The sequence below is a fragment of the Aeromonas sp. R5-4 genome (genome assembly GCF_040908215.1).
GTDB lineage: Bacteria > Pseudomonadota > Gammaproteobacteria > Enterobacterales > Aeromonadaceae > Aeromonas > Aeromonas veronii.
Genome location: NZ_JBFODG010000028.1, coordinates 123,719 through 149,387, shown reverse-complemented (window position 1 = coordinate 149,387; position 25,669 = coordinate 123,719). Strand labels below are relative to the sequence as shown.

The following is a 25,669-nucleotide window of genomic DNA, read 5'->3' as shown; positions in this document are numbered from 1 at the left end:
GATCGCACGGAGTCGTGCAAATGCTCCGCTCGGGCTCAAACCAGCGAATGGCGTACCGCGGCAGTACCATGGCTAGGCGGCGCTGAACCATCGAGCGGATTGAGCTGCAAGAACTCGAACAAGCCAGCCTGCATATTGACGTTCCAGAAGCGTCCGGCGAGGGTGAGTTGCAACCGTGCATTCTCGATCTCGGCCAGCCCGTGCTGCTGCCAGGCGGCAAAAAGCGGCATCAGATGGGTCAGCAAAGGCGCTGGCAGACGATCCAGCGCCAGCACGCCACTGTCGAGGGCGCCACGCAGCAGACCGTCCATCCTTGCATTGGGATTGCGTCCCATCACCATCCCGGGCGCCCGCTTGCCACTGGCCAGCGCGTCGTGCCAGGGGGCCAGATCCCGCCCATACATCAAGCCGTGACCAAGAATACTGCCCCCCGCACCGGCACCAAAAGGGAGGATCTCCGCACCGCGCTTGGCCATCTGGTTATAGCGACTCTGCTCGGCCGGACTGCGCCGCCAGTGGCTGCAAGATAGACGCTCCCAGCCGTGGGCTTCCAGTTGCGCTCCGCCATAGGCATACATGGCGGCCCGCTGCTGGCCATCGGCGAGCCAATCCAGGGTGCCCTTCTCCTGCGCCCGCTCCAGATTGGTGCCCTGCATGGCGATGAGCTGGTAGAGATCGACCCCGTGTACACCGCTCGCCATCACATCGCGGATATCCTGCTGCCACACGGCATCATCCTGACCGGGCAGACCAAAGATGAGATCCGCCACGATCACAGCCGCATCATCCCGGGTCAGCTCACCCAGACGGGTCAGCAGCGTCTCCCTGTCATCGAAACGGGCCGCCTGCTGACGCACCCGGGTATCAAAGCTTTGCACCCCGAATGAGAAACGGTTGAAGCCCCCCGCCAGCGCAACCTGCCATTTCTCATCATCAAAGCCGTTGAGGCGCCCCTCCAGTGTCACCTCGGCATCCGCCGCCAGCGGAAAACGGCGGATCACGGCTGCCAGCATGGCCAGCTCGTCGGCGCTCATGTCGGTCGGCGTACCGCCCCCCACATAGACGGCTGAAAACGGCATGCTCTGCGCCAGCGGGGTGTCAGCCGCCTGCGCAAGGGAGGCGCACAAGGCGTTGACATAGCGGTTGATCCGCGCCGGGTTGGCGCCATTTTCAAAGAAATTGCAGAAGCTGCAGCGCTTTCGGCAAAACGGAAAATGGATGTAAAGGGCGCGCTCCTCAGCTTCACTCTCTCGCTGCCACCAGCTCTGCCAGCCAGCCTCATCCAGCGGGAAGGGGCGCATCCCTCCCCGACTGGCGTGAGCCGAGGTCTTGGCGCTAAAAGCAAACTTGAGGGGATCCGGCGTGGCAATACCGGTCATGGAAGGGGTCAGATTCATGATGGTCACTATTATCAGCAAATAATGACAATGATAACGATTATCGTTACTAGCAGTTTGTTCTGGATCAACCCGAGGAGCAGCCCCCCTCCCGAAAGGCATTTTGGCAACCAGCATTACCGATCTGCTTAACAGATTATTTACTCAAGAGTGGTTATCGTGTGCCGATAGAGAACCATCTCCCGCCGTTTCTTCGTCTACGATCAAGATGATACGGGATCACATAACAACACCAAGCGCATGGAACTTGCCCAAAATGCATAACCTCTCCTTGAACTGGAAAATATTCCTCCCTCTTGCGCTGGTCATCAGCACCACCTTTGGCCTCTGCTTCGAACTCTCCGCCTGGCTGCAACGGGATCTCGCCATCCGGCTGGCAGAGGAGAAAGTTGAGAGCATGGCCAACACCTATATGGATCAGGTGAACGTGCTGATGATGACAGGTGGCATGGCCAACCGGCAGATAGTGCAGACCAAACTCAAGAGTGAAGCGGGCATCGTTGAGGCCCGTCTGGTGCGCGCACCAGCAGTAAGCAACCTGTTTGGCCCGGGTCATCCGGATCAGAAAGTGCAGGATCCCCTCGATGAGCGAGCCATCAATCAGGGCGAAGCCATTCTGGAGCAGCAGGGCAACCGGCTCACCCTGATCAAACCGTTCAAAGCCTACAAGGAGTATCGCGGCACCCAGTGCCTCACCTGTCACCAGGTCAATGAAGGGACCGTGATGGGGGCAGTACGGATCAGTTATGACCTCAGCCACACCTTCGGCGAGATCCGCCACAACAACCTGATCCTGAGCGGCAGCTTGGCCGCCGTCTTCAGCCTCGGCTTCGGCTTGCTCTGGTGGGTATTGCAACGTTACGTGAAACACCCTCTGCGCCAGCTGCAGCTCACCATGATCCGGATGGCCAAAGAGCGCGACCTCGCCCTCCCCCTGGTCAATCACAGCCGGGATGAACTGGGCCAGATGACCCGCGCCGTCAATGACATGGTGCAGGGCTTCCGCCACAGCCTGCAGGAGGTGGAAGGGGCAACCCACCAGCTCTATCAGGAGTCAAACCAGATCCGTCAGGTGGCGACCCAGACCGAAAACTCGGCCCGTCAACAAGAGGGGATGACCACCCAGGTCGCCGCCGCCGTCAGCGAGCTGGCCGCCAGCTCTCATGAGGTGCGCGAACATGCCCGCCACAGCGCCGAGCTCTCCGCTCTCACCAATCAGGATGCCGCTGACACCAGTCGCCTCGCCCAGCACTCCATCACCGATATGGGCGAGATGTCGGCAGAAATTGATCGGGTGGACCAGGTGATCCAGCAACTCGACAGCCGCTGCCTGGCGGTTGACGGTGTGCTCGAGGTGATCAAGGGGATTGCCGATCAGACCAACCTGCTGGCCCTCAACGCTGCGATTGAAGCGGCCCGGGCAGGTGAGCAAGGCCGTGGCTTTGCGGTGGTGGCCGATGAAGTACGAGCCCTCTCCAACCGCAGCCGCGCCGCCAGCGAAGAGATCTCCCAGATGATCGCTGCCCTGCAAAATGAGGCCCAGAGCGCAGTTACGGTGATCGGGGATGCAAAAAGCAAAGCCGATGAGAGCATCAGCAAGACCGAAGCGACCCTGGCAGCCATGCAGAACATCATCGAGCGCATCGCCCGCATCAACGACCTCAACGCCCAGATGGCACAGTCGGCCGAAGAACAGGACAGGGTCTGCCATGAGGTAGACAGTTCGGTAAGCGATATTCGCAACACCTCTAACGACACCCTGGGTCAGGCGCACGCCGCCAACCTCGCCAGCATCCAGTTGGTGGAGCAGTGTCAGAAACTGGAGGCGCTGCTGAAAACCTACCGCTGGTAATCCACTTCACCAACGACAAAGCGCGACCCGAGGGTCGCGCTTTTGCTTTATGGATTCGATATGGCCGAACGGCAGCGTTGCTGTTCCAGCGGTGCGCTGACTATTAACTACGCCGCCGGGATAACTTTAGCGGGCGTTGCGGGTTGCGACGGCATCCGCCAGGTTGCGCAGCAGCACTTCGGTATCGGCCCAACCGATACAGGCATCGGTGATGCTCTGGCCGACGGTGAGTTCACACCCTTCCACCAGATCCTGACGGCCTTCTACCAGATGGCTCTCCACCATCACACCAAACACCGCCTTGCTACCGGCACGCAGTTGGCTGGCCACATCCTCGGCCACCACCATCTGGTTCTTGAACTGCTTGCTGCTGTTGGCATGACTAAAGTCGATCATCACCTTCTGTGGCAGACCGGCCTTCTCCAGCCCCTTCACAACTTCGCTGACATGGGCCGCGCTGTAGTTCGGCTCACGACCACCACGCAGGATGATGTGACAATCCGGATTGCCACGGGTCGCCACAATAGCGGAGTGACCGTATTTGGTGACCGACAGGAAGTGGTGCGGCGCACTGGCCGCCCCGATGGCATCGATGGCGACCTTGATGGTGCCGTCAGTGCCGTTCTTGAAGCCCACCGGGCAGGAGAGACCGGAGGCCAGCTCGCGGTGTACCTGGGATTCGGTGGTACGGGCACCGATAGCGCCCCAGCTCATCAGATCCGCCACATATTGCGGGGTGATCATGTCGAGGAACTCGGAGGCAGTCGGCAGCCCCATGTCGTTGAGATCCAGCAACAGCTTGCGACCAATGCGCAGACCGTCGTTGATCTTGCAGCTGTTGTCGAGGTACGGATCGTTGATCAGCCCCTTCCAGCCCACTGTGGTGCGCGGTTTTTCGAAGTAGACCCGCATCACGATCTCCAGCTGATCTTTCAGCTCGTCGCGCAGCGCCTTGAGGCGCTTGCCGTACTCCAGCGCGGCAACCGGATCATGGATGGAGCAAGGACCAATCACCACCAGCAGACGATCATCTTCGCCGGCCAGGATATTGTGAATTGCCTGACGGGATTCAAAAACGGTGGACGAGGCCACCTCGGTAGCCGGAAACTTCTCAAGCACCGCAACCGGGGGTAATAACTCTTTGATTTCACTGATACGAACGTCGTCGGTTTGATGCTGCATGACAAGGCTTCCTGCTAGATGACTGCGATTAGGAAATCTCAACATAGCCCGCGACCGCGCATGTGTAAATAGGAAATTACAGCAATCACAAAACTATTTTATATGGCAATCTTGCAAGTTATTGAAATGATGCTAAGCGAAATGACGATACTGGTGAGGAAGGCAAAAAGGCCCGCTCAGCGCGGGCCCGAAGTGTCGGTGATGACGGGTTTGTCAGTGATCAGCCACGCTGGCTGATACTAGCCAGCTTGTCGAAGTAATCCGGGAAGGTCTTCGACGTGCACTTGGGATCATTGATGGTGACCGGTGTATCCGACAGCGCCACCAGCGAGAAGCACATGGCGATACGGTGATCGTTGTAGGTATCGATCTCGGCATGCTTGAGCTGGGTCGGCGGGGTCACGGTGATGAAGTCATGCCCCTCCTCCACTTCGACGCCCAGCTTGCGCAGCTCGGTCGCCATGGCGTGCAGACGATCGGTCTCTTTCACCCGCCAGTTGTAGATATTGCGAATGGAGGTCAGCCCCTCGGCAAACAGCGCGGCAACGGCGATGGTCATGGCCGCATCGGGAATATGGTTCATGTCCATATCCACTCCGTGCAACTGTGCCTGCTCCGCTTCGATGAAATCATCGCCCCAGGTGATGCGCGCGCCCATCTTCTCCAGCACATCGGCGAAGTGAATATCACCCTGAATGCTGTGCTTGCCGATACCGGTGACCCGTACCTTGCCCTTGATGGCACCCGCCGCGAGGAAGTAAGAGGCGCTGGAGGCATCTCCTTCCACCAGAAAGTCACCCGGACTGATGTAGGTCTGGTTGCCCTTGATGTAGAACAGCTTGTAGTTGTCGTGCTCGATGACCACCCCGAACTGCTTCATGATGTGCAGGGTGATGTCGATGTAGGGCTTGGAGACCAGCTCTCCCTTGATGTGGATCCGGGTATCACCGGCCGCCATCGGCGCCGCCATCAAAAACGCTGTCAGGAACTGGCTGGAGACGGAGCCATCGACGTGCACATCGCCGCCCCACAGCCCCTTGGCATCCACCACCAGCGGCGGATAACCATCGTGTTTCAAGTACTGGATATGGGCTCCCGCTTCACGCAGGGCATCCACCAGATGGCCGATGGGACGCTCTTCCATGCGCGGCTCGCCGCCCAGAGTATATTCACCGGAGCCTAGGCATAGCGCGGCGCACAGCGGTCGCATGGCGGTACCGGCGTTGCCAAGGAACAGATTGACCGGCTCTTTTACCGCAAAGCTGCGGCCCAGGCCCTGCACGGTACACTCGGTCTTGTCGGCGGAGAGCTTGTACTTGACCCCGAGCTGGGTCAGCGCAGCCAGCATATGACGAATGTCATCGCTGTCGAGCAGGTTGGTCAGACGGGTGGTGCCACGAGCCAGCGCCGCCAACAGCAGCGCACGGTTAGAGACACTCTTGGAGCCGGGCAGATTGACCTCACCGACTACACGAGAAATGGGTTCCAAACGCAACGAATTCATAGACTTCCTGTGCTATCTCAAAAATAAACGCCTGTCCGGACGTTAACAGCCTGCGTCCCGCTCGGCAAGGGCACTTTCAGGGGAAATCGCACGGCAAACGCCAGCGCGCTGGTTCTGTTGAAAAAAAGACGCCGGAGTATCCCCGGCGTCTTGAATCACTGCAATAGCTGGAAGCGGCTCACGGGTTGTCACGAGAGGCCGCCAGCAAGCATGTGAGTACTCTCTTTTCAGCCGTGGCGCTTGGCAAAGCCATCCATAAAGCTCACCAGGGCCTTCACTCCCTCCAGCGGCATGGCGTTGTAGATGCTGGCGCGCATGCCACCGACGATGCGGTGCCCTTTGAGGGCCAGCAGGCCGGCCGCTTCCGATTCTGCCAGGAACTGCTTGTCCAGCTCGGCATTTTCCAGCTGGAACGGGATGTTCATCCGCGAACGGCAGCTGACATCCACCTGATTGCCGTAGAAGCTCGACTGATCGAGATAGTCATAGAGGAAGTCTGCCTTCTCCTTGTTGCGCGCTTCCATCGCCTCGAGGCCACCCTGTTCTTTCAACCACTCGAACACCAGACCGGCCAGATACCAGGCGTAGGTGGGCGGGGTGTTGAACATGGAGTCGTTCTTGGCAGTGAGCTTGTAGTCAAAAATCGAGGGCACATCGGCTCTCGCCTGATCCAGCAGATCATCGCGCACGATGGCGATGGCAAGCCCGGACGGCCCGATATTCTTCTGGGCACCGGCATAGATGATGCCAAAGCGGCTCACGTCGAGAGGACGGGAGAGAATGGTGGAGGAGAGATCCGCCACCAGCGGCACCTCGCCGGTGGCCGGGATGTCGAACATCTCGATGCCGTCAATGGTTTCGTTCGGGCAGTAGTGAACATAGGCCGCATCGGCGCGAAACGCCGGGGTCGACAACAGGTGAGAGATCCCCTGCTCGTTCTTGGCAACCCCCTGGAAGGTCTGAATATCGCCATACTTTTTGGCTTCATCCACCGCGCTCTGGGACCAGACACCGGTCAGCAGGAAGTCCGCTTTCTTGTTGGCGCCGCCCAGCAGGTTCATGGGCACGGCGGAGAACTGACCGCGGCCGCCGCCGTGCATGAAGAGCACCTTGTAGTTGTCCGGCACCGCCAGCAGCTCGCGCAGATCCGCTTCGGCCTTCTCGGCAACCGCCATGTAGGGCTTGCCGCGATGGGAAAGCTCCATGACCGAGGCTCCCAGCCCCTGAAAATTACAAAATTCGCGCTGGGCGCGCTCCATGACTTCAACCGGCAGCATGGCGGGGCCGGCGCAGAAGTTGTAAATCTGTTTGCTCATGACGCTTTCCGTGAGTGGATGAGAGTAATCGATGACTTGTCAGGTTTTACACAAGAGCAGCCAGCGGATCAAAGGCTTTTTGGGAGCTGGCTCAACCTTTTACCGTCACTCTGCATCCCCCTTGCAGTAGAAAAAGCCCTGAACGGGTCAGGGCTTGCAGGGAACATGCACAGAAATGGCGGGCAGAGCGCATAAACGACCACAGCTCGGCCATTTCTGACAAATTTACAGTTTGGCGGTGAGCTCCGGCAGCAGAGTGAAGAGATCCCCCACCAGCCCGTAGTCCGCCACCTGAAAGATGGGGGCATCGCTGTCCTTGTTGATGGCCACAATCACCTTCGACTCCTTCATCCCCGCCAGATGCTGGATGGCGCCCGAAATACCGACCGCGATATAGAGCTCGGGCGCCACCACCTTGCCGGTCTGCCCCACCTGCAGATCGTTGGCGACATATCCTGCATCAACGGCGGCTCGCGATGCCCCCACGGCGCCGCCCAGCTTGTCGGCCAGCGCTTCTATCAAAGCAAACTGCGCCTTGGAGCCCAGTGCCCGGCCACCGGAGACCACCACCCGGGCGGCGGTCAGTTCGGGCCTGCTGGAGCGCACCGCGCGGCGCTCGACCAACCGGGTACGACCAGCGAATTCGGGCACGGCCAAGTGCTCGATAAGAGCCTGTCCGCCCGTCGCCGTCTTGGCAAACGCGGTAGCCCGCACCGTCATCACTTTGACGGGCGCCGAGCTCACCACTCTGGCAATGGCATTGCCCGCATAGATGGGGCGCAGGAAGGTGTCGCTGCTCTCGATAGCCGTCACCTCGGAGAGCATCTCCACCCCGAGCCGGGCCGCCACCGGTGGCAGCAGCGCCTTGCCCATGGCACTCGCCGCCATCAGGCAGTGGCTGTAACCTTCGCACCAGCTGGCCAGCAGCTTGTCCACCCCATCCAGCAGCCCGTCGGCCAAGCGGGGATGTTCGGCAAGCAACACCTTGTCGACACCGCCAAGGGCAGCCGCCTGTTCACCCGCCTCGGTCAGCCCCTGACCCAGCAACAGCAGGTCAACCTGACCGCCGATGGATCCGGCGGCGGTGACCAGTTGTGCCACGTTGTCGGCCAGATGGCCCTGATGATGTTCGGCAATGATCAGCACGCTCATGGCAGCACCTTCGCTTCGTGTTTGAGTTTGTCCACCAGCTCGTCCACCGAGCCCACCTTGATCCCGGCGCTGCGGGCTGGCGGCGCCATCACCCCGAGCAAACGGGTCTGGTTGGCCACCTCAACGGCGAGTGTCGAGAACGGAGCGCTATCAAGCGGCTTGCGCTTGGCCTTCATGATGTTGGGCAGCGAAGCAAAGCGCGGTTCATTCAAACGCAGATCGGCGCTTACCACCGCAGGCAACGGCATGCCCAGGGTCTCGAGGCCACCGTCGATTTCGCGAGTCACCAGCAGCTCTCCCGCTTCCACCTTAAGGGCGGACGCGCAGGTCGCCAGCGGCCAATCATTGAGGGCAGCCAGCATCTGGGCCACCTGATTGTTGTCTGAATCGATGGACTGCTTGCCGAGCAGCACCAGATCCGGCTGCTCCTGCTCACACACCTTGTGCAAGGCGCGGGCGACAGTCAGCGGGGTGAGCGTCTCATCGGTGACATAATGCAGCGCCCGATCCGCCCCCAGCGCCAGCCCATGGCGCAGTTGCTCGGCGGCAGCGTCAGGGCCAAAGGTCACCACCACCAGCTCGCTGGCAACCCCGGCTTCCCGCAGCCTGACCCCCTCCTCCACCGCAATTTCACAAAAGGGGTTGATCCCCATCTTCACATTGGCGAGCTCCACGTCGGAGCCGTCTCCCTTCACCCGGATCTTGACGTTGTAGTCGACTACCCGTTTGATCGCGACCAGCAGCTTCATGGGGTCATGCCTCGTCTCTTTGGATTGAATTCATTAGTGTGCCTCTGCGTTTGTTGCAGTACGCTCTTCCCTGATTTTTTGCTTTTTCTTGCTCAGTTTTGCTTACAACTGCTTTACGTTTACGTAAACTACCAGCATTACCCTAGGCCAACCAGAGCGCAGAGGCAAGATGGAACGGGAAGCAATGGAATTTGATGTCGTCATCGTCGGCGGCGGTCCGGCGGGGCTCAGTGCAGCCATCGCCCTGAAACAGCAGGATGCCACTCTCTCTGTCTGTCTGCTGGAGAAAGGGGCGGAAATTGGCGCCCATCTGCTCTCTGGCGCCCTGTTTGATCCCGTCGCCTTGCAAGAGCTGCTGCCGGATGGCTGGCAGCAAGCGCCGCTCGGCGTGCCGGTCAGCGACGATCAGGTTCATCTGCTGCAAAGCGAGCAACACTCTCTGCAACTCCCCGCCTGGGCGGTGCCACCCCGGATGCACAATGAGGGCTGTCACATCGTCAGCCTCGGCAACCTCTGCCGCTGGCTTGGCCAACAGGCGGAAAAACTGGGAGTCGAAATATACCCGGGATTTACCGCCAGCGAACTTATCATGGAAGCGGGCCGGGTCAAGGGGGTGATCACCGGCGATCTGGGGCTGGATCGGGCGGGCAATCCGAAAGCAGATCATGTGCCCGGCATGGCGCTGCTCGGCCGCTACACCTTCTTTGCCGAGGGGGCCCGCGGTCATCTCGGCAAGCAGCTGATCGCCACATTCAATCTGGCAAGCCCTGCCCAGCCCCAGCACTATGCCATCGGCTTCAAGGAGCTGTGGCAACTGCCAGCAGGTCGGGGCAACCCGGGAAAGGTGCTGCACGGCAGTGGCTGGCCCCTTGGCAAGCAGGGGGGCGGCAATAGTCACGGCGGTTTCTATCTCTATCACATGGAGGGGGATCAGGTGGCGGTCGGGCTGATTGTCGATCTCAACTACCAGAATCCCTGGCTCAGCCCGTTTGACGAATTCCAGCGCCTCAAACATCACCCGCTTATCGCCGGCGTGTTGCAAGATGGGGAGCGCATCAGCTATGGCGCCCGCGCCATCACCAAGGGGGGCTGGCACGCCCTGCCCCGCATGCACTTCCCGGGCGGCCTGCTGATCGGCTGCGATGCGGGCACCCTCGACTTTTCCCGCATCAAGGGGATCCACACCGCCATGAAGTCCGGCATGCTGGCGGCAAAAACCGTCGCGATGGCCCTGCGAGGTGGCGATGAAGGGGGCCGGGATCTGGCCCAGTATGGCGACGAGCTGCAACAGAGCTGGCTGGCCCGAGAACTCAAGGCGGCGCGCAACTTCGGCGCGGCTCTTCATCGCTATGGTCCCTGGTTGGGCGGTGCCTTCAACTGGCTGGAGCAACGGCTGTTTGGCGCAAACTCGCCCTTCAAGCTGCTCGATAAGGCTCACGACTACCGTCAGCTGCGCGTGGCCAGCCGCTGCGAGCCCATCCATTACCCCAAACCCGATGGCAGACTGAGCTTTGACAAACTCTCGTCTGTGTATCTGGCCAACACCAGTCACGACGAGGATCAGCCTTGCCACCTCAAGCTGCAGGACGAGCGCATTCCGGTCGAGGTCAATCTGCCCACCTGGGCAGAACCCGCCCAACGCTACTGCCCGGCAGGGGTGTTTGAAGTGCTTGAAATGGAAGGCGCGGCCAAACTGCAGATCAACGCCGCCAACTGCATCCACTGCAAAACCTGCGATATCAAGGACCCCAGTCAAAACATTATCTGGACGCCGCCACAGGGGGGATCCGGGCCCAATTATCCGAATATGTGATGAAGCGGGGCAGCGGCAACAAGCAGCCCCAGCTAGCCCTCCTCCAGCCAAAGGCTGGGTTCTACCCCGCATAGCCGCTCAGGTGATCCGACCTCGCTGTTTTTTTGAACAAACAGGCTGAATCCCTGATGAATAGCCCCTGACAAGCGCGGCCCGCCCCTGTATAGTTCGCCGCATTCAGGTTTTCCATCGGCCCGATCTGCTTATCCACGGGATCGCCTTCTGCAGCGATCTAAGGCCGCATGACCTGTGCAACCATCCCTGATTACCCATGACTTTTTAAGGGGGGACAGATGATCACCGCCTACATTCTCAACAACAAGGTGCTGGACATAGTCACGCTCGGGCCTGACGACATAGTACCTGACAACACGGTCTGGCTGGATGCCTACAAGCCGGACACGGCAGAGCGAGAATGGTTGACGGGCCTGTTCCTGGAAGAGGTCCCCGACAAGGAAGAGCTCGACGACATCGAAGCATCCGCCCGTTTTTACTGGGATACCGATGGTCTGCACATTCACTCCCTGTTTCCCCAGCGGATCGGTCGTGACACCAAGGGTGTCCACGTCTCCTTTACCCTGCGCAACAACCTGCTGATCAGCATTCGTGAAGATGACATCGGGCTGGTGCGCCTGCTGCGTCACTATATGCGCCAGGATCGGCTGGAGGTGGAGGATGCCCTCGACATCCTGCTGGAGGTGCAGAACCTCAAGGTGGAGTACCTCTCCGACCTTATCGAAGATGGTTACAAGACCTTGGAAAACACCGCCGATCAGATCTTCGAGCCGGATCAGATCAACCCCATGCTGAAAGAGTTGATGGCACAGGAAGAGGCCAACGGCCAGATCCGTCTCTCTCTGCACGATACCCGCCGCGCCCTGCGTTTCCTCAAACGCAGCCTGCGCCAGCGCATGAGCCTTGAGCAGAACAAGTGGATCGACGAGATGCTGCACGACGTGGAATCCCTGTTGCCCCACACCCAGTTCCTGTTCGACAAGATCAACTTCCAGCTGGAGGCCTCCATGGGGGTGACCAATCTGGAGCAGAACAAGGTGATCAAGATCTTCTCGGTAGCCGCCGTGATCTTCCTGCCGCCGACCCTGATCGCCAGTATCTACGGCATGAACTTCGGCCGCATGCCGGAGCTCGCCTGGGAGTATGGTTATCCCATGTCACTGGTGCTGATGGTGATGTCATCGCTCGGCACCGGCCTCTTCTTCAAGCGCAAAGGCTGGCTGTAACGCCGCCGACGCGCGCTGCGATATCTGAAGAAACCGATTGGGGGGCATGGCCCCCCGATTAATTTGCGCCCCGCCCAACACCTTGCAAAGGGCGCTTCGTCGCCCCATATCCCCTCCATCACTCAATTCAAGTGGATAACGGGCAACCATGACCCTCTACCCCGAACACCGATATGACGATCACGGCCAGTTGCGCCCGCCCCTCTGGTTCTGGCCCATCGCCCTGTTGCTGACCCGCTCGGTCTGGTTATTTTTGATGGCAGGGGTCACCCGCGAGAGCGGCAGCGAGATCCTGACCCTCTTCTATCCGGACAAGATCACCCTCTACATCAGCCTGCTGACCGACGTGCCCGCCATGCTGGCGTTGCTCGCCTGCGGCGGCACCTATCAGCAGACCCAGAGCATTCGCGCCAGACTCCGGCGCCACAGCCCGCTGCTGCTGCTCTGCTCTGCCGTCAGCGGTCTGCTGATGCAGTTGCACAGCCTCAATCTGCAGAAGTGGTCATTCAGCTGGCCCACCGCACTGGTGCTGGTCGCCAGCCTCTGGGCGCTCTGGTATCTGCTGCGCAGTCGCCAGCTACGGGAATATGCCGCAGATCAGCCCCACTGACGGGGCTGACACCTATTGACGAGTGACCCGGATCTGCAGGGTCTGGCGCTCGCTCTGGCTGCCTCGCCCGCCCTGTAGCTGGGTGCCGAGGCTACTCCCCTGATCCGCTGAGCTGGTCGAGAGCTCCCCCACCGTCAGCCACTGGCCCGGGGCCCCGCTCACCTCGGTGGCACTCTGGCCACGATTGATGGTGCCCTGATCCAGCCTCGCCTGTTCGCTGCTCAGCGCAATCTGCACCCGATCGCCAATCAAGGTGGCCGTGGCATAGAGGCCGTTCACCAGCGGCATCATCCCCACCACGGCGCCCCCGTTCCACTGATAGAAGGTGACCGGCTGATAGGAGCCCATCTGCAGCAGCACGGGACGGCCCGACAGCCCGCGCACCTGCCAGCTGTCGTTCTGGCTGCGCTGGTACTGCCGGGCGTTGCCATCGAGCAGCCACTGCCGCTTGGCCTCGTCGCGACTGATTGAGCCCCCCAGTTGCTGACCGCTGGCGACACCATCGACCCGCCACTCGATAAGCAGACTTTGCGGCGGCTGGTTGATCTGCGCCAGCGTGGCTTCGGCCTCCTGCAGCTGGGCTGGCGTCCCGCTCAGCACCAGCTGATTACCCATGGCACTCACCCCAAGCTGGGGATAGATCTCCTTGAGGGTCTGCACCGCCGCCTGCGCCTCGAAGACCGGGATCACCTTCACCTCGGCCCACAGCGACGGGCTCCAGAGTCCCATCATGCAGCCAAGCCACAGCAGCGCCCTGCGGTCAACCTTGCCCATCCGAACCATTACGCTCTCCTCGTTCTCTGTGCTCTTCTCGCTCTCTGTTCTCTCTCTGCTCAGGCGTAGACCTGCGCCCGCAGCCAACAGCTCAGCCCTATTCCGCTCACTCGTCGATGATGAACCCGGCGGTTGCCAAAAAACAATCGGGAATGCAGCAACTCCGTGATTTCCCACGGTATGAGGCTCTCATTCCACGCCCGTTATCGCGTAAGATAGCGCCATCATAGTTGCCCAAGCGGAATCCATCATGTTGAAACAGTTGTTGTTACTCCCCCTCGCCCTGCTGCTGGGGGCCTGCTCCCTGACCCAGTACAACGTCAGCGAGGCCGAAATCAACCAGTACCTCAAAGATCAAGTCTCTTTTGAAAAACAGCTGGGGATCCCCGGCATCATGTCGAGCAAGATCCGTCTGGATGAGATGCAGAGCCGTATAGGCCGCAAACAAGCAGATCGCATCGAGCTGGACGCTGCTGGCGACCTGCAGGTGAGCAGCCCCCTTGGCAGCCAGCAGATGAAGATCCGCTTTGCCCTGAGTGCACGCCCGGACTATGTGGCCGATCAGGGCGCCATCTATCTGCGCGACCTTGAGCTGGTCTCGGTCAAGACCGAGCCGGCCGATATCGGGGCCGCCCTCACCCCGCTGCTGCCCACCTTCAATCAGTCGCTCTCCCTGTTCCTGTCGCAGACCCCGGTCTACCGCCTCGACAGCAGCCGCAAGAACGAAGCCAGGATCAAGGAGAAGGTCGAAGCCCTCAAGGTAGAGCCAGGCCGTCTGGTCATCCCGTTCAAGCTACTCTGATCCCCGCCACACTGGCACTTTCAGCGCAATAAACAGATAACCGTCCTTTTCGACAGCGCACATCCGGTTTAACGTGCAGCCGAATGGGGCGGTTTTTTACTTCTCAAGTCCCCGCCAACACAGCATAATGCAGACCATTCTCATTTAGATTCGTCATGAGAAGCGTCAATAATAAAACCAATGGTGAGAAGGGACATGAGAAAAACCGTACTGGTTCAGGCGATCGCCTGCGCACTGATCAGCGGCGCCGCACACGCTGCCGTCAAAGTCGAAGACAAGATATTCAATACCGCCGCCAACATGCTGGCCTATACCGAATTCGAGCTCTCCGGTGAGCCGCTGGCCGAAGCGCTGGGGCTGGATCTGGACGTGCTGGATGCCAACCGTGCCGATGAGCCGACCCCGTTCGACTTCGCTGCCGGCATCGAATCCTACGAATACTCCGAAGAGGCGATGTACGCCCTCAACTACCAATCCGGCATGGGCCCGCATCTGGTGAACGGGCCGCAAAACCTGGCCCGTGGCGGCACCATGGCCTCTCTGGGGCAACGGGTGCTGGCCATGGCCGACGCCGTTGGCTTCCCGGCTGATGAAGTGCCGCAGGGCATGTATCCCCTCTCCCTGCCCTACGCCTCCGCCAATCCGGAGTTTGCCCAGGCCGTCAACGCCACCCCGGTCAATGGCGATCAGATCACCATCAAGACCGCCAAAGGGACCGGGAAAACCGTCAAGACCCAGGTGCCAGCCTACTTCCGTGACTACAGCACCCTGCGCTGGAGCGGCAGCGACAATCTGCTGGTGCCCGCAGCCGTGGGCGGTATCCTGCTCAAAGAGGTGATGTGGTCGCAAGACTTCCTCGGCGGCATGCACGTGGCCGAGACCGATGAAGAGGTAGAAGCCGCCTCCGCCACCATGGATCAGGATGGCAAGCACAAGCTGGGCGTCTCTGCCGCCGATGGTTTCAACGGCATGATGCTGACCGAGCAATCCATCGACAAGCTGGCCATCATGCAGAACCAGCTTGGCTTCGACGGCAAGCAACTGGGCGTCAAGATCACCCCGCAGTACGATCCGGCCAAGGGCGTTGTCTACTTCCCCCATCAGGTGAAAGTGACCGAAACCAGCAACAACGATGCCGGTGCCATCGGCAAGCTGGAGGTGGTGGATGGCTCCGCCCAACTGCGCGATGCCTGGATGATGCTGTGGCCACTCTCCGAGTTCTATGCCTTCAGCGATCAGCGCAGCGCCAACACCAACCAGAACCCGGCCTTCCACGCCGTGTTTGACGGTGCGCCGTTTGCCGCCGCACCGGCAGCCAACAAGACCAATGACCTGGGCAAAGCGGTCGCGGGCAACGATGCCTTCTCGCTGGCGATCAATCTCTCCAACCTCACCTTCAAGAACCTGGCAGCCCTGCACTTTGATACCAAGGCTGGCACTCTGGTGGATAGCTGGCAGGCAGGCAAACAGAGCAAGCACGTCACCACCTTTGACGCCGCTTACGCACTGGTCGCCCTGCAGATCTTCCAGCGCGCTCAGGATGCACTGCCGGTCGGTTACGCCGCCGGTGACAATGGCGAGCTGAACCTCAAGACCAAGCAGGGTCAGCAAGCGCTTGAGCTTATCCGCAAGCAGGCCGATTTCATCCTTGCCAACCTCAAGGGCAAAAATGGTCTGGTGCATGACGGCATCACCCTGGGTGGCAAGCTCGATGCCGGCCACTCCATCGATGCGCAGTTCGCCGCCATCCGTGGTCTGACCGCCGCCTTCCTCGCTACCTCCGATGCCAAGTACCGCACTGCCGCCCGCGAGCTGTTTATCGCTGCCGACAAGGCCTACTTCAATGCCAAGGCGGGCACCTGGCTGGCGGGTAAACAGGGTGAATACACCCCCTGGACCCAAGCTGCCATCTCCGGCGCCCTGCGCTCTGCCATGCTGAACCTGCGCAACGAAGGGGCCGAGAAGGCGCCCGAGCTGGAGCTGGCCAAGCTGACCGGTCAGTACGTCAGCTGGTTCCGTGGCACCGTCAACGGTGGCATGCAGATGGCCGAGTGGATCGGTGACTCCGGCGAGAACATCATCGAAGGTGCCGGCAGCGACACCGATGAAGATGGCGTACCGCAAGTGACCGCTGCCGGTGGCAAGCACGGCACCGCCATGGTGATGGCCGCCAAAGCGGTGGTTAGCGAATAATCCTCGCCATTCACCAGCATGAAAAAGGGAGCCAGTTTGGCTCCCTTTGCATTACAGCGTCTGATACAGTTTCAAGGGCCTTCCTCAAGCCAGCTTGTCCAGCATCTCCTTGGTCACCAGCACAATCCCCTGCTCGGAGCGGTAGAAGCGGCGGCTATCCTCATCGGCATTCTCGCCCACCACCAGCCCATCGGGCAGCACACAACCCTTGTCCACCACCACCCGGCGCAGACGGCAACCGGCGCCAATCTCGACCCCGGGGAAGATGATGGCCTGATCCAGGGTGCAGAAGGAGTGCACCCGCACATTGGTAAAGAGCACCGAGTTGAGCACAAACGACCCGCTGACGATGGTACCGCCCGAGAACATGGAGTTGATGGTCATGCCATGCTGACCGTTGCGATCCTGCACGAACTTGGCCGGTGGCGTCAGGGTCTGGCTGGTCCAGATGGGCCAGTTCTGATCGTAGATATCGAGCTCGGGCAGCACGGAGGCGAGATCCATGTTCGCTTCCCAGAAAGAGTCCAGCGTACCCACGTCACGCCAGTAGGGCTTTTGCCCCTCGCGCGCCCCGACACAGGACATGTTGAAGGGGTGAGCAAATGCCATCCCCTCCTCCACGATGCGGGGGATCACATCCATCCCGAAGTCGTGTTTGGAGTCCTGATTGTGAATATCCTCCTCCAGCAGTTGGTAGAGGTACTCCGCCTCGAAGATATAGATCCCCATGGAGGCCAGCGAGCGATCTTCGCAACCTGGCATGGCGGGCGGATTGGCCGGTTTTTCGACGAAGGCGCGGATCTTGCGCTGCTCGTCGATATCCATGATCCCGAAGGCGGATGCCTCGGCCCGCGGCACCTCGATACAAGCCACAGTCACCTTGGCGCCAAGGCGCACGTGGTCGAGCAGCATGGCGGCGTAATCCATCTTGTAGATGTGATCCCCCGCCAGCACCACCAGGTATTTGGGGCCGTAGTCACGGATGATATCGACGTTCTGATAGATGGCATCGGCGGTACCGCGATACCAGTGCACCTCGTCCACCCGTTGCTGGGCAGGGAGCAGGTCGATGAATTCGTTCATCTGGTAACGCAGGAAGGACCAGCCCGATTGCAGGTGACGCAGCAGGCTGTGAGATTTGTATTGGGTGACTACACCAACGCGGCGGATCCCCGAGTTGATACAGTTGGAGAGCACAAAATCAATGATCCGGAATTTGCCACCGAAATGGACGGCAGGCTTGGCGCGGTTGTCAGTCAACTGCTTCAGGCGACTACCACGTCCACCCGCCAGCACCAGTGCCATACTCTGGTTCAATAATTGTCGTGCTTTGGCACTATTTTCGGGCTCTAACAACATGATTTACCTCTGCCTTGTTTGATCTATTTTCAACTCATCTTCGCCTGTTTCGGCACCTGTGAAAGTGGTTTCACTCACATTTAACCGATCTCAATTGACCCTTTTCACCGAGTTGCGAGGAATAGCATGCTTTGCTCCGCCAGCTTGGTTAAAATTCCCCCACAAAGCAGCCACTTCAAGGATGACAAGATGGTTCACAAGCTCGGACGTACCCTCTTTCTGATCGCCACCATAGTGACCATACCCCTGCTGCTCCTGCAAGCAGTTTGGTTGGCCCTTCAGAGCACACCGCTCACTTTGGCCATTATTCTGGCCACCACACTGCTTGGCATGATCCTGCTGTTGATGCTGGCCATCCGCACCATGGATGGCATGCTCCAGCATCAGGAGCTCACCTGGGTCAAGGCGATCAGAGGGCGGGATCCCTCACAACTCGATGAGCCCGCCTCCCAGGAGGTGCTGCAACAGCTGCTGGAACAGTTCGAAAGCGCCGAGCAGAGCGCCCATCGCCAGCTGACCGAGCTCAGCAACCTGGCCACCACCGACGAGCTGACCCAGCTACTCAACCGTCATGCATTTCGCCGCGACATGACCGAGTTGCTGCAGCGGGATCAGGACACCCAGACCGCGACCCTGGTGCTGATCCGTGCCACCGAGCTTGGCAAGATCAACGCCCAGCGCGGCTTCCAGTCTGGTGATGCCTACATCAAGGACATGGCCGCTCTCATCAAGCGGGTGGTAAGCCGCTTCCCAGGCAATCAGGTCTACCGCATTTCGGGGGCCGATTTTGCCGTGCTGGTGCAACCGGTGGCCAATATTCCTCCCCATCTGCTGGGGCAGGATTTGAAGGTAGCCTTCGATCACTATCAGGATCAGCACGAGCTGGAGAGCACCGGTTACTCGGGGCTGACCAAGCTCAGCAGCGGCCAGAAAATTGAAGCCGTGCTGGCCAGAGCGGATCTGGCACTGGCTCGCGCCCAGACCGAAACCATCAACGGCTGGGCCATCCAGCAAGATGACAGCGCCTCCGATCTGCAGGGCCAACACCACTGGCGCGACGTGCTGACCGACGTGCTGGCGCAGGAGCGACTCAGCTTTACCTACCAGCCGATCCAGCCCCTGCACCGCAGCATGCTGGCTTACAACGAGATCTACACCCGCTTCAGCGGCAATGACGGCACCGCCCTGCCCACCGACACCCTATTTGCCATGGCCCAGCGGCTGGATATGGTGATGCGGCTGGAGCAGCTGGTCATTACCCACATCATGCGCCAGTACCGGGCCTTTGGTGCCAACCAGAGTCGCTGGGGGATCAATCTCTCTCCCAACTTGCTGCAAAACAGCGCCTTCCTGATCTGGCTTGACCGCCAGCTGCTCAAAGATCCTAATACCAGCGCCAATCTGGTGTTCGAACTGGATGAAGAGCATCTGGAACGCAACCTGACCGGCGCCAAGCGGGTGTTTGAACTGCTGCGCCGCAACGGCAGCCGCTCGGCCATCGCCAATTTCGGCAAGGGGATCGGCTCCTTTACCCTGTTTCGCGAGCTCAAGCCCGACTACATCAAGCTCGATCCTGCCCTGATCACCGGGCTGGAGCAGGATCAGACCAACCAGCAGTTCGTGCGGATGATCGTCGATGTATCGCATCGGATGGGGTGTCAGGTGATTGCAGAGGGGGTGGAACAGCTTGGCCAGAAACAGCTGCTGCAGGGGATGTACGTGGATGGCTTGCAGGGCTATCTGATCGCCCGGCCGCAACCGCTGCGACCGGATATCAGCCAGCTGGGGCTCTTTACTGAGGATGCTTCAGCTTCAAAAGGGTCAGAATGATGTCATTGAGCTGGCGATAGCGCTCCAGCTCTTTCTGATCGTAACGGGTCGCCAGTGTGGTGGGGTTGTGGCGGTTCTTGAGGTAACGGTTGATTTGCAGGCGATTGAACCCCGCCACCTGATAGACCTGGCCAAGCAGGGTATTGAGCTCATCGTGCTCCAGACCGGCTCTGGCCAGATAGTCCCCATCGGCGGGACTCTCGGTCTGGTGACTCCACTTGCCAATGCGACCGCTCTCTTGCAGATAGCTGAGCCACTGCTCGATATAGAGGGGTTTACACCCCGCCAACAGGTTGAAAAAGCCCACCGCATCGCAACGACAACCACTCAGGAGTACGACCGCCAGCTGATCATCATCACACTGGAAGGTCACAGGCCCGGCTTGCGCCCAATCCAGCGCCTGCACCCGAATGCTGGCCTTCTCACCCGCAGCTCCCGTTACGTCGAATACAAACATGGCGCTCCTCCCTTGGCAAAAGGTTGATGATGGACCATCCCCCTGACAGGTGCAAAGGCAAATCGGCTTTTAACTCATCAATCGGGCCATTCGACCATAAAAAAGACCGGCCCCCTCACGGATGCCGGTCTTTGTCCCGATGGCCTGTGCGTTCAGGCCATCAATGGAGGCGCTTTCAGGCGTCCAGTTCAACCAGTGCCTTGGCCAGCTCGATGGGTTCGAGCTCTTGGCCTTCCAGATCGGCGTTCCAGTTCGGGCCGACCAGTACATCGTCTTCATCCAGATCGTTGATCCAGATATCGAGAAACTCTTCCAGATCGATCACTTCCGGCTCGTAATCGGCCCACTCGTCAACACAGTGCAGACGGGCATCCTCTTCGGCAGACCAGAGCGGCATCACGTCGGCATCTTCAAATTCGGCGGAGCGGCAGACGACCCAGTCTTCCCCATAGCGCAGACCCCACACCTGACCCGACTCGCGGACTTGTTCGATAAACAGTTGGAAATTGGCGTCAAGGTTGTCGTTAAGCATGCTCATGGGATTCTCTCTTTCTTTCGGGTGCTGCGGCATTGTCGGGCGACAATACGATGGCCAAATGGTGTCGTAAAAGTGACATGGACTCAAGCATATTGGGGTTATTCCGGGAAAAAAGCCGGGATAACCCCCATTTGCCTGCAAAAACGCCTCCCGATGGAGGCGTCTTGCAGATTCAGGAGATCAACGCTCCCAGTAAACCTCTTCCAGGCTGTCCTCTTTCTCAGGCAAACCGCGGGAGAGACGGGGGCTGCTCTGGGCCAACACCTCGTAGCTGACGCGGTTGGCGTATTTGCACACCTGGGCCAGTGAGGAGTAGGTCAGGAACTCGGAGATGTGCTTGGCGGAGTTGGGCACATTCATCCGGTGATAGGAGTTGGCCACCATGTCGTGCAGCACGGCGGAAAGCGCGCCATCCCCTGCCCCGTTGGTGTTCTTGATCTTCTCCGGGCCCCCCATATACGGGGAGATGTGGGAGTAGATGCGGGCCGGTTTACGGCACTTGGCGCGGGCCATCGGGCGGCTGAACTCATACATGTTGAACTCGGGGATAACGCCCGGCAACAGGGTATGAGTGGTCTCGCGCTTGTAGTCCTCGTCGGTATAACTCGCCATGTAGAGGCCAATGGGGCCAGCAGTACAGAGCACCATGTCGGCCCAGTCGAGCGCCTTGTCGGCAGCACCCAGCGGATCAGCGATACCGGTCAGGGCTTCACCTTCGTCTTCGTTCATCGCAAGCACAGTCACGTTTTCGGCAATGAAGTCGCGCCACCACTGGGGGTTTTCGTCGATGACGAAACGGGTGCCCAGGGTCAGCACCACGGGAATACCGGCCTCGCGGGCATAACGCACCGCGGTCATGGCCGCCTCTTTCATCGGATCACCATCGTCACCACGCACCAGATAGGCGGTGATCACCAGGGCAGACGCCCCTTTGATCACATCCTCCGGAATGTGCTGCACATCCAGCTGGTTCATCTTGCCGGCGTTGATGCCGAAGCTGCGCTCGCCGCACTCGGTGATGAAGGTGAAGCAACGACCGATGGGGCCATCCACCGGCTGCAGATAGTCCAGATTGACGCGGGAAGAGGTGTTGCACAGATAACGGTAGGCGTAGCAGCCGATACGAATATCCTGACTCATCACACCCAGCAGGATGGAGTGGGAGTCGGCCAGTACCGAGTAGTTGTGTACCGTGTTGCCAATGGTGCCACCGGCAAACTCGCTCACCACCATGTTGTTGGCCTTGAGCTCGTCATAAATCCGTTCGGCTACATCGTCATTGATAACGACGGAGTGCCCCTTGCTCAGACCATAACGGGTCAGAAAGTCTTCATCCACATGGGCTTCAATATCAACCAGGGTCTGATCAATCCCGACCACGTAGGCTTTGCCCAGTTCGGTTAACAGGGGATTTTGCGGAACCAGGGGATCGCGTCTGTCGACAGGGAAGTAGTGTTTGGACTTGCGCTGACCGGGAAATTTCATGGCAATGTTCTGTGCTCTGGGGGAAAGAGGGGCGGGATTTTAACACAATCCGCCGCCCCGAAAAGTCGCCCTGTTTAAATAATGGAGTCAGTATAGACAAGGCTTGCAAGGAAAAACGTTTGCCTTTTCACCATAAAAAAACCACCCTGCCCGGGGTGGTTCCATAGCATAAAAAAGCGCCTGTTTTCAGGCGGCCGCCATCCCCTGCAACAGGGCCAGCAGCGAGAAGAGGCCGAGGGCTAGCCAGAACAGCAAGGTGCCCAGAAAACGGGGCACATTGGGGGCTTTGGGGATCTGGATGCCGATGGCATGCAGGATGCGACCGACCAGCAGCATGGCGCCACCGGCATGCAGCCAGAGCGCACCGGCACCGGATAGCTCGCACAGCGCCATCAGCAGCAGGGTCAGCGGCACATACTCGGCAAAATTACCGTGGGCCCGGATCGCCGCCAGCAGCTCGGGGGCTTCCCCCTGCCCTATCATCACCCCGAACTGGGCACGACGTCTGACCACCCAGAAAGATAGCCCCAAAAACAGCAGCCCCAGCAGGCCTGCGTATATAAGCGTGATATGTACCATGACTCGACTCCTTGTTTTACTGACTGCCGGTCACTCATGCCAATTCGCGGCAGATGAGCGAGACCATCATCCTGATGTGGGCCTGATCGCTGTTGAGGGCCGGAATATATTCAAACCGCTCGCCACCGGCCTCCATGAAGATCTCCCGATTCTGTACCTGAATTTCCTCGAGGGTTTCGAGGCAGTCGGCCGCAAAGGCAGGGCAAATCACATCGAGTCGCTTGACCCCGGCGGCCGGCAGGCCAGCGATAGTCACGTCTGTGTAGGGCTTGAGCCACTCCTCCTTGCCAAAGCGGGACTGGAAACTGGCCGTCCACTGCCCGGCCTCCAGCCCGAGCGCCTCGGCCAGCAAGCTGGCGGTATGGCGACACTGGTGACCATAGGGGTCCCCTTCGTTCTCGTAGCGCTCGGGAATACCGTGGAACGACATCAGCAGGTGATCGCCCTGACCGTGCTGCTCCCAGTGACGGCGCACGCTCATGGCCAGCGCCTGAATGTATTCGGGATGGGCGTGATAATCACGAATAAGCCGTACCACCGGCAGATTGCGTTCTCTCTTCATCGCCTTGCCCCAGGCATCGAAGACCGAGGCGGTGGTACTGACCGAATATTGCGGATAGAGCGGCAACAGGATCACCCGGTTGACCCCTTTGGCCTTGAGCGCCTGCCAGCCATCATTCACTGACGGGGAACCATAGGTCATCGCCAGTTCCACCGGCACCTCAACCCCCTCCCGCTTGAGCTCCTGCTCCAGTGCGGTGCGCTGCTGCTTGCTGATCACCATCAGCGGCGAGCCCTGCTCGGTCCACACCTGCTGATAGAGCTTGGCCACTTTGGGCGAGCGCGTCGGCAAGATGATGAAGTGGAGCAGCGGGCACCAGAGGTAACGGGGCAGGTCCACCACACGGGGATCGTGCAGGAACTGGCTGAGGAACGCTTTGACGGCAGCGGTGGTCGGTGCGGCTGGGGTACCCAGATTGACCAGCAATATTCCGGTTTTCGTGGTCACGTTGGCTTCCTGTCTATCTGTCATTATGCAAAAAGGGCCCGACAGGGCCCTTCTCTTTATTTATCTGATGGCACGGGAAACAGTGCCGGCAGCAAAGATCAGCCCAGAATGGTGGCAAGCTGCTTGCTGACCAGATCAACCGGCTGGGTGCCGTCGATCTTGACGTAACGGGTGTGGCCCGCTTCCGCCTCTTTGCCGTAGAAACCGATCAGCGGCGCGGTCTGCTGATGATATACATCCAGACGCTTGCGTACTGTGGTCTCTTCGTCGTCGGCGCGGATCACCAGATCTTCACCGGTCACGTCATCCTTGCCTTCCACTTTCGGCGGGTTGAACACCACGTGGTAGGTACGGCCGGAGCCGGAGTGAACGCGACGGCCGCTCATACGCTTGACGATCTCTTCGTCCGGCACATCGAACTCCAGCACGAAATCAACCACGACACCGGCGTCCTTCATGGCTTGCGCCTGGGGAATGGTGCGCGGGAAACCGTCCAACAGGAAGCCTTTGGCGCAGTCCGGCTGAGCGATGCGCTCTTTGACCAGACCGATGATGATGTCGTCAGAGACCAGCTGACCTGCGTCCATCACAGCTTTGGCTTTCAGACCGAGCTCGGTGCCCGCTTTGATCGCCGCACGCAGCATATCGCCGGTGGAGATCTGGGGAATACCGTGTTTTTCCATGATGAACTGAGCCTGGGTACCTTTGCCGGCGCCCGGAGCCCCCAACAGAACAATGCGCATACACGCTCCTATTGATTGGTTATTCAAATCTTGCGAAGGCAAAAAAGTACACGGTTTCGCCCGTTTCTACAAGGGTGAGCCACCTGAATGAGCACTTTATCACCACAATAACCGGCTGATCGAACAGGATTTCATCGCAAGGGGAAGACGCAAAAATAGCCAGGGATTCAGCATAGAGCGCCAAAAGCAGGAAGGAGGTACGACAGAAAAAAAGATCCCGGCTCAGGGCCGGGAATTGCGCTCAAAAGTAACTACTTGTCGCTCGTAGTAGGAACAGGGCAATAGTAGTTTGCCCCCTGTGCGTCAACAACTGTCAGATGTGACAGGCAGGCCGCTATGAAACCTGAACTGCGGATCCGGCGAGCAGATAAGCTCGGCTTCCAGCTTGCCAAAGAAGGCTACCCGCTCGCTGATATCCTCCCCTGCGTACTGTTCGGCCAGGCTCAGGTAATCCTGATAGTGACGCGCTTCGGAGCGCAGCAAAGAGACATAGAAGCGGCTCAACTCCTCGTCCAGATGGGGGGCCAGCTTGGCAAAGCGCTCGCAGGAGCGGGCCTCGATATAGGCGCCGATGATCATCTTGTCGACTATGGTGGCCGGCTCATGGGTGCGCACATGCTGCATCAACTGACGGGCATAGCGGGAGGCCGTCACCGGCCCGTATTCGATGCCGCGGGCCTGCATGATCTCCAGCACCTGCTCGAAGTGGTGCAGCTCCTCCTGAATGAGCCGCACCATGGGAAACAGCAGCGGATTGCGTTCCAGCTCGGCAAAGACGGTGCGATCAGACTCTCCCATGCTGCGTTTGCCCAGGATCTCGGCCTTCTCCGGAATGGCATCCAGCTCGCGATAAAACTCCAGCTTGGGTAGCAGATGGCGCTTGCCCTTGGGCAGGCAGTAGCGGCGCACCAGACTGTGGGCAGTAAGTGCGGCCTTGGTCTCGCAGTTGGCGTGATCGATGAGCAGGGTCGGTAAACGGGCCGGATCCCGCGCCATCTCCACCCACTCATCCGGGGTCTCGCACTGCAAAAACTGGCGCACAGGGGCTAACAGATCATCCATCTAAACTCTCGTTTGTTAAACA

22 protein-coding genes are annotated in these 25,669 nt (G+C 59.6%); 7 read left to right on the top strand and 15 right to left on the bottom strand.

Annotation, left to right across the window (positions count from 1 at the left end):
* Nucleotides 1-35 precede the first annotated feature (35 nt).
* The gene (gene hutW, locus AB5Y83_RS14395) at nucleotides 36-1,397 is read right to left on the bottom strand and encodes a heme anaerobic degradation radical SAM methyltransferase ChuW/HutW (RefSeq protein ID WP_368175387.1); all 1,362 of its coding nucleotides are present in this window, start codon (nucleotides 1,395-1,397) and stop codon (nucleotides 36-38) included.
* A 256-nt stretch (nucleotides 1,398-1,653) separates the two neighbouring features.
* Here hutW and AB5Y83_RS14390 point away from each other — a divergent pair, with 256 nt between their 5' ends.
* Nucleotides 1,654-3,249: a methyl-accepting chemotaxis protein gene (locus AB5Y83_RS14390; RefSeq protein ID WP_005351270.1), complete on the top strand. Its 1,596-nt coding sequence runs from the start codon at nucleotides 1,654-1,656 to the stop codon at nucleotides 3,247-3,249.
* Nucleotides 3,250-3,375: 126 nt separating this feature from the next.
* Here AB5Y83_RS14390 and aroG read toward each other — a convergent pair whose 3' ends face one another.
* The 5 genes from aroG to AB5Y83_RS14365 all read right to left on the bottom strand — a co-directional run bounded on the left by aroG (nucleotide 3,376) and on the right by AB5Y83_RS14365 (nucleotide 9,152).
* Nucleotides 3,376-4,431: a 3-deoxy-7-phosphoheptulonate synthase AroG gene (gene aroG, locus AB5Y83_RS14385; protein WP_335839793.1), complete on the bottom strand. Its 1,056-nt coding sequence runs from the start codon at nucleotides 4,429-4,431 to the stop codon at nucleotides 3,376-3,378.
* Nucleotides 4,432-4,651: 220 nt separating this feature from the next.
* Nucleotides 4,652-5,935 (bottom strand): 3-phosphoshikimate 1-carboxyvinyltransferase, encoded by a 1,284-nt coding sequence (gene aroA / locus AB5Y83_RS14380; protein ID WP_368175386.1) that lies wholly within the window; start codon nucleotides 5,933-5,935, stop codon nucleotides 4,652-4,654.
* Between the two features lie 227 nt (nucleotides 5,936-6,162).
* On the bottom strand, nucleotides 6,163-7,251 hold the full coding sequence (serC, locus tag AB5Y83_RS14375) for a 3-phosphoserine/phosphohydroxythreonine transaminase (RefSeq protein WP_368175385.1): 1,089 nt from the start codon (nucleotides 7,249-7,251) through the stop codon (nucleotides 6,163-6,165).
* 225 nt (nucleotides 7,252-7,476) lie between these two features.
* Complete coding sequence (locus AB5Y83_RS14370) at nucleotides 7,477-8,403, bottom strand: electron transfer flavoprotein subunit alpha/FixB family protein (RefSeq protein ID WP_069527231.1); 927 nt, start codon at nucleotides 8,401-8,403, stop codon at nucleotides 7,477-7,479.
* Entirely contained in the window at nucleotides 8,400-9,152 is a 753-nt protein-coding gene (locus AB5Y83_RS14365) for an electron transfer flavoprotein subunit beta/FixA family protein (protein ID WP_069553891.1), read from the bottom strand. The genes AB5Y83_RS14370 and AB5Y83_RS14365 overlap by 4 nt, the downstream gene beginning before the upstream one ends.
* Nucleotides 9,153-9,321: 169 nt before the next feature.
* Between AB5Y83_RS14365 and AB5Y83_RS14360 the strand changes: the two genes are divergently transcribed.
* From AB5Y83_RS14360 to AB5Y83_RS14350, 3 genes are all read left to right on the top strand, one after another.
* Nucleotides 9,322-10,965 carry an electron transfer flavoprotein-ubiquinone oxidoreductase gene (locus AB5Y83_RS14360; RefSeq protein ID WP_368175384.1) on the top strand — a complete coding sequence of 548 codons (1,644 nt, stop codon included), beginning with the start codon at nucleotides 9,322-9,324 and terminating at the stop codon, nucleotides 10,963-10,965.
* Between the two features lie 293 nt (nucleotides 10,966-11,258).
* Complete coding sequence (gene corA, locus AB5Y83_RS14355) at nucleotides 11,259-12,206, top strand: magnesium/cobalt transporter CorA (RefSeq protein WP_005337059.1); 948 nt, start codon at nucleotides 11,259-11,261, stop codon at nucleotides 12,204-12,206.
* Nucleotides 12,207-12,354: 148 nt separating this feature from the next.
* A complete protein-coding gene (locus AB5Y83_RS14350; RefSeq protein WP_042023947.1) occupies nucleotides 12,355-12,816 on the top strand; it encodes a DUF2919 domain-containing protein in 462 nt (153 codons plus the stop codon).
* Nucleotides 12,817-12,828: 12 nt separating this feature from the next.
* Here the strand turns inward: AB5Y83_RS14350 and AB5Y83_RS14345 are convergent, their stop codons facing one another.
* Complete coding sequence (locus tag AB5Y83_RS14345; RefSeq protein WP_368175383.1) at nucleotides 12,829-13,599, bottom strand: hypothetical protein; 771 nt, start codon at nucleotides 13,597-13,599, stop codon at nucleotides 12,829-12,831.
* 241 nt (nucleotides 13,600-13,840) lie between these two features.
* Here AB5Y83_RS14345 and AB5Y83_RS14340 point away from each other — a divergent pair, with 241 nt between their 5' ends.
* Together AB5Y83_RS14340 and AB5Y83_RS14335 are read left to right on the top strand one after the other, a co-directional pair.
* Nucleotides 13,841-14,392 (top strand): lipoprotein, encoded by a 552-nt coding sequence (locus AB5Y83_RS14340; protein WP_005337065.1) that lies wholly within the window; start codon nucleotides 13,841-13,843, stop codon nucleotides 14,390-14,392.
* Nucleotides 14,393-14,587: 195 nt separating this feature from the next.
* Complete coding sequence (locus tag AB5Y83_RS14335; protein ID WP_368175382.1) at nucleotides 14,588-16,585, top strand: hypothetical protein; 1,998 nt, start codon at nucleotides 14,588-14,590, stop codon at nucleotides 16,583-16,585.
* A gap of 84 nt (nucleotides 16,586-16,669) precedes the next feature.
* Here AB5Y83_RS14335 and glgC read toward each other — a convergent pair whose 3' ends face one another.
* Nucleotides 16,670-17,944: a glucose-1-phosphate adenylyltransferase gene (glgC, locus tag AB5Y83_RS14330; RefSeq protein WP_064338134.1), complete on the bottom strand. Its 1,275-nt coding sequence runs from the start codon at nucleotides 17,942-17,944 to the stop codon at nucleotides 16,670-16,672.
* Nucleotides 17,945-18,133: 189 nt separating this feature from the next.
* On the opposite strand from glgC, the gene AB5Y83_RS14325 reads away from it, so the two are divergent.
* Nucleotides 18,134-19,774 (top strand): EAL domain-containing protein, encoded by a 1,641-nt coding sequence (locus AB5Y83_RS14325; RefSeq protein ID WP_227273520.1) that lies wholly within the window; start codon nucleotides 18,134-18,136, stop codon nucleotides 19,772-19,774.
* Here the strand turns inward: AB5Y83_RS14325 and AB5Y83_RS14320 are convergent.
* The 7 genes from AB5Y83_RS14320 to miaE all read right to left on the bottom strand — a co-directional run bounded on the left by AB5Y83_RS14320 (nucleotide 19,737) and on the right by miaE (nucleotide 25,647).
* Nucleotides 19,737-20,231 carry a hypothetical protein gene (locus tag AB5Y83_RS14320; RefSeq protein WP_042055706.1) on the bottom strand — a complete coding sequence of 165 codons (495 nt, stop codon included), beginning with the start codon at nucleotides 20,229-20,231 and terminating at the stop codon, nucleotides 19,737-19,739. The genes AB5Y83_RS14325 and AB5Y83_RS14320 overlap by 38 nt on opposite strands.
* A gap of 175 nt (nucleotides 20,232-20,406) precedes the next feature.
* Nucleotides 20,407-20,769 (bottom strand): DUF2750 domain-containing protein, encoded by a 363-nt coding sequence (locus AB5Y83_RS14315; protein ID WP_005337077.1) that lies wholly within the window; start codon nucleotides 20,767-20,769, stop codon nucleotides 20,407-20,409.
* A 180-nt stretch (nucleotides 20,770-20,949) separates the two neighbouring features.
* Nucleotides 20,950-22,254: an inosine/guanosine kinase gene (locus tag AB5Y83_RS14310; RefSeq protein WP_005337079.1), complete on the bottom strand. Its 1,305-nt coding sequence runs from the start codon at nucleotides 22,252-22,254 to the stop codon at nucleotides 20,950-20,952.
* A gap of 186 nt (nucleotides 22,255-22,440) precedes the next feature.
* Nucleotides 22,441-22,833, bottom strand: a complete 393-nt coding sequence (locus AB5Y83_RS14305) for an MAPEG family protein (protein ID WP_064338136.1) — start codon at nucleotides 22,831-22,833, stop codon at nucleotides 22,441-22,443.
* Nucleotides 22,834-22,867: 34 nt separating this feature from the next.
* The gene (gene hemH, locus AB5Y83_RS14300; RefSeq protein ID WP_279487818.1) at nucleotides 22,868-23,842 is read right to left on the bottom strand and encodes a ferrochelatase; all 975 of its coding nucleotides are present in this window, start codon (nucleotides 23,840-23,842) and stop codon (nucleotides 22,868-22,870) included.
* 98 nt (nucleotides 23,843-23,940) lie between these two features.
* Nucleotides 23,941-24,585, bottom strand: a complete 645-nt coding sequence (gene adk / locus AB5Y83_RS14295) for an adenylate kinase (RefSeq protein WP_005337083.1) — start codon at nucleotides 24,583-24,585, stop codon at nucleotides 23,941-23,943.
* Between the two features lie 303 nt (nucleotides 24,586-24,888).
* Nucleotides 24,889-25,647 (bottom strand): tRNA-(ms[2]io[6]A)-hydroxylase, encoded by a 759-nt coding sequence (gene miaE / locus AB5Y83_RS14290; protein ID WP_005346385.1) that lies wholly within the window; start codon nucleotides 25,645-25,647, stop codon nucleotides 24,889-24,891.
* Between the last annotated feature and the right edge of the window lie 22 nt (nucleotides 25,648-25,669).

Bases quoted from the DNA above. Each gene is read 5' to 3' on its own strand.
- aroA (WP_368175386.1), bottom strand. From the start codon at position 5,935: ATGAATTCGTTGCGTTTGGAACCCATTTCTCGTGTAGTCGGTGAGGTC.
- serC (WP_368175385.1), bottom strand. From the start codon at position 7,251: ATGAGCAAACAGATTTACAACTTCTGCGCCGGCCCCGCCATGCTGCCG.
- AB5Y83_RS14320 (WP_042055706.1), bottom strand. From the start codon at position 20,231: ATGTTTGTATTCGACGTAACGGGAGCTGCGGGTGAGAAGGCCAGCATT.
- AB5Y83_RS14390 (WP_005351270.1), top strand. From the start codon at position 1,654: ATGCATAACCTCTCCTTGAACTGGAAAATATTCCTCCCTCTTGCGCTG.
- corA (WP_005337059.1), top strand. From the start codon at position 11,259: ATGATCACCGCCTACATTCTCAACAACAAGGTGCTGGACATAGTCACG.
- glgC (WP_064338134.1), bottom strand. From the start codon at position 17,944: ATGTTGTTAGAGCCCGAAAATAGTGCCAAAGCACGACAATTATTGAAC.
- AB5Y83_RS14310 (WP_005337079.1), bottom strand. From the start codon at position 22,254: ATGAAATTTCCCGGTCAGCGCAAGTCCAAACACTACTTCCCTGTCGAC.
- AB5Y83_RS14360 (WP_368175384.1), top strand. From the start codon at position 9,322: ATGGAACGGGAAGCAATGGAATTTGATGTCGTCATCGTCGGCGGCGGT.
- hutW (WP_368175387.1), bottom strand. From the start codon at position 1,397: ATGAATCTGACCCCTTCCATGACCGGTATTGCCACGCCGGATCCCCTC.
- AB5Y83_RS14370 (WP_069527231.1), bottom strand. From the start codon at position 8,403: ATGAGCGTGCTGATCATTGCCGAACATCATCAGGGCCATCTGGCCGAC.
- miaE (WP_005346385.1), bottom strand. From the start codon at position 25,647: ATGGATGATCTGTTAGCCCCTGTGCGCCAGTTTTTGCAGTGCGAGACC.
- aroG (WP_335839793.1), bottom strand. From the start codon at position 4,431: ATGCAGCATCAAACCGACGACGTTCGTATCAGTGAAATCAAAGAGTTA.
- AB5Y83_RS14350 (WP_042023947.1), top strand. From the start codon at position 12,355: ATGACCCTCTACCCCGAACACCGATATGACGATCACGGCCAGTTGCGC.
- AB5Y83_RS14365 (WP_069553891.1), bottom strand. From the start codon at position 9,152: ATGAAGCTGCTGGTCGCGATCAAACGGGTAGTCGACTACAACGTCAAG.
- AB5Y83_RS14345 (WP_368175383.1), bottom strand. From the start codon at position 13,599: ATGGTTCGGATGGGCAAGGTTGACCGCAGGGCGCTGCTGTGGCTTGGC.
- AB5Y83_RS14325 (WP_227273520.1), top strand. From the start codon at position 18,134: ATGGTTCACAAGCTCGGACGTACCCTCTTTCTGATCGCCACCATAGTG.
- AB5Y83_RS14315 (WP_005337077.1), bottom strand. From the start codon at position 20,769: ATGAGCATGCTTAACGACAACCTTGACGCCAATTTCCAACTGTTTATC.
- AB5Y83_RS14335 (WP_368175382.1), top strand. From the start codon at position 14,588: ATGAGAAAAACCGTACTGGTTCAGGCGATCGCCTGCGCACTGATCAGC.
- adk (WP_005337083.1), bottom strand. From the start codon at position 24,585: ATGCGCATTGTTCTGTTGGGGGCTCCGGGCGCCGGCAAAGGTACCCAG.
- AB5Y83_RS14340 (WP_005337065.1), top strand. From the start codon at position 13,841: ATGTTGAAACAGTTGTTGTTACTCCCCCTCGCCCTGCTGCTGGGGGCC.
- AB5Y83_RS14305 (WP_064338136.1), bottom strand. From the start codon at position 22,833: ATGGTACATATCACGCTTATATACGCAGGCCTGCTGGGGCTGCTGTTT.